This is a genomic window from Pseudomonas sp. CBC3 (assembly GCF_037967085.1).
Classification (GTDB): Bacteria; Pseudomonadota; Gammaproteobacteria; order Pseudomonadales; family Pseudomonadaceae; genus Stutzerimonas.
On sequence record NZ_JBANEO010000017.1, the window covers coordinates 1 to 2,391 of the forward strand.

Consider the following 2,391-nt stretch of genomic DNA (forward strand, 5'->3'; position numbering starts at 1 on the left):
GTAAGCGTCCAGCCAAGTCACCTTCCGAACTCCAGCATTAAGGGCGATGGTGTCCGCGTATTTTTAAGCGGACGCGTTCGTCCTTAACGTTAGGATTTCCATGCGCCAACGAAGCTCTTACCCCAAACCGTTCAAGGTCCAGGTCGTTCAGGAATGCCTACAACCGGGTGCGACCGTCTCCAGCGTTGCCATCCGCCATGGCATCAACGCCAACGTCATTCGAAAATGGCTACCGCTTTACCGAGATCAGCTACCCGCGGTGTTGCCGGCGTTCGTTCCATTGAGGGCTACGCCCAAACGGCCGACTGCAGCATCGGTGATTATTGAGCTATCGCTTGGCGAGCAGTCAGTCACAGTGAAATGGCCAGTGTCCGATCCTGACGGCTGCGCCCGCTTTGTCCGGGGGCTTGCCCCGTGATCCGCATCGATAGCATCTGGCTTGCCACTGAGCCGATGGACATGCGCGCCGGCACCGAGACCGCATTGGCCCGTGTAGTGGAGGTATTCGGTGCGGCGAAGCCGCACTGTGCTTATCTGTTCGCCAACCGCCGCGCCAACCGCATGAAAGTGTTGGTGCATGACGGTGTAGGGATCTGGCTGGCCGCGCGGCGATTGAACCAGGGCAAGTTTCACTGGCCAGGCATCCACCGCGGCTCGGAAGTTGAACTCGACACCGAGCAGCTTCAGGCTTTGGTGCTCGGTTTACCTTGGCAGCGGGTTGGTGCAGCCGGTGCGATCACAGTGTTGTAGCGCCGGCCATTAGCCCATCGCTTTATCTGCGCTGATCGCCTGCTCTGGCACAATCAGCGGCATGACTTCCTCGCCCAATCTCGACCAACTGACACCTGAGCAACTGCGCGCACTCGCTGCGCAGTTGCTGTCGCAAGTCGACACGTTGGGTAAGACGGTTGAAACGATGGGCAAGAAGATCGACCGCGATCAAACCGTCATCGAGCAGCTCACCCATGAAATCGCCTGGTTCAAGCGACACAAGTTCGCCAAGCGTAGCGAGCAACTAAGCCCTGACCAGGGCAGCCTGCTGGATGATTTGCTCGACACGGACATTGCCGCTATCGAGGCGGAACTGAAAACCCTCAATCCTCCGGCGGCTCCGGCTGAACCCCGCCAACAGCCCAAGCGCGCACCGCTGCCAGCCCAGTTTCCGCGTACTGTGATCCGTCACGAGCCGCCGAACACTCAATGCGCCTGCGGCTGCCAGCTGCAACGCATCGGCGAAGACATCAGCGAAAAGCTGGATTACACGCCGGGCGTGTTCACCGTCGAACAGCACGTGCGTGGCAAATGGGCCTGCCGTCAGTGCGAAACACTGATCCAGGCGCCGGTACCAGCCCAGGTGATCGACAAGGGCATCCCCACTGCCGGCCTGCTGGCTCACGTGATGGTGGCCAAATTTGCCGACCACCTGCCGCTGTACCGGCAAGAGAAGATCTTTGGCCGTGCAGGCCTGGCCATCGCCCGCTCGACGCTGGCGCAGTGGGTCGGACAAATCGGCGTACAGCTCCAACCATTGGTCGACGCCCTGCGCGAGGCGGTACTGGCGCAAGGCGTGATCCACGCCGACGAAACCCCCGTGCAAATGCTGGCCCCTGGCGAGAAGAAAACCCACCGGGCTTACGTCTGGGCATACTGCACCACACCCTTCGCCGACCTGAAGGCCGTGGTGTATGACTTCAGCCCCAGCCGGGCTGGTGAGCATGCGCGCAATTTTCTGGGTCAGTGGAGTGGCAAGCTGGTCTGCGACGACTTCGCCGGCTACAAGGCCAGCTTCGAGCAGGGCATCATCGAAATTGGCTGCATGGCCCACGCCCGCCGCAAATTTTTCGATCTGCACGCAGCGAACAAAAGCCAGTTAGCCGAACAGGCGCTGCACTCCATTGCCGGGCTGTATGAAATCGAGCGGCAAGCACGGCACATGAGCGATGAAGAACGCTGGCGAATACGCCAGGACAAGTCTTCACCGATCCTCGATGCGCTGCATGAATGGATGCTGGCCCAGCGTGATCGAGTGCCCAACGGATCAGCCACGGCGAAAGCCTTGGATTACAGCCTCAAACGCTGGCTGGCTCTGACTCGCTATGTCGAAGATGGCTCTGTGCCCATCGACAACAATCAGGTCGAGAACCAGATTCGACCATGGGCCCTTGGACGCTCGAACTGGCTGTTTGCCGGGTCGCTGCGCAGCGGCAAACGGGCGGCGGCGATCATGAGCCTGATCCAGTCGGCGCGGATGAATGGGCATGATCCGTACGCCTACCTGAAGGATGTGCTGATGCGGCTGCCGACACAGCGGGCCAGCGAGATTGGCCAACTACTGCCGCATCAATGGGCACCCGCCTGAATTACGCAAGGTGAGTTCGGCAGACGCTTACT

3 protein-coding genes are annotated in these 2,391 nt (G+C 60.4%); all 3 read left to right on the forward strand.

The features are described from left to right. Window positions 1–100 precede the first annotated feature (100 nt). On the forward strand, window positions 101–418 hold the full coding sequence (gene tnpA / locus V6943_RS20560; RefSeq protein ID WP_003284819.1) for an IS66-like element accessory protein TnpA: 318 nt from the start codon (window positions 101–103) through the stop codon (window positions 416–418). Further along, entirely contained in the window at window positions 415–750 is a 336-nt protein-coding gene (gene tnpB, locus V6943_RS20195) for an IS66 family insertion sequence element accessory protein TnpB (protein ID WP_010562499.1), read from the forward strand. The genes tnpA and tnpB overlap by 4 nt, the downstream gene beginning before the upstream one ends. Before the next feature lie 61 nt (window positions 751–811). Continuing rightward, window positions 812–2,359: an IS66 family transposase gene (tnpC, locus tag V6943_RS20200; RefSeq protein ID WP_256057984.1), complete on the forward strand. Its 1,548-nt coding sequence runs from the start codon at window positions 812–814 to the stop codon at window positions 2,357–2,359. Window positions 2,360–2,391: the final 32 nt, after the last annotated feature.

Excerpts from the sequence above, each read along its gene's own strand:
- tnpC (WP_256057984.1), top strand. The coding sequence starts at position 812 with ATGACTTCCTCGCCCAATCTCGACCAACTGACACCTGAGCAACTGCGC.
- tnpA (WP_003284819.1), top strand. The coding sequence starts at position 101 with ATGCGCCAACGAAGCTCTTACCCCAAACCGTTCAAGGTCCAGGTCGTT.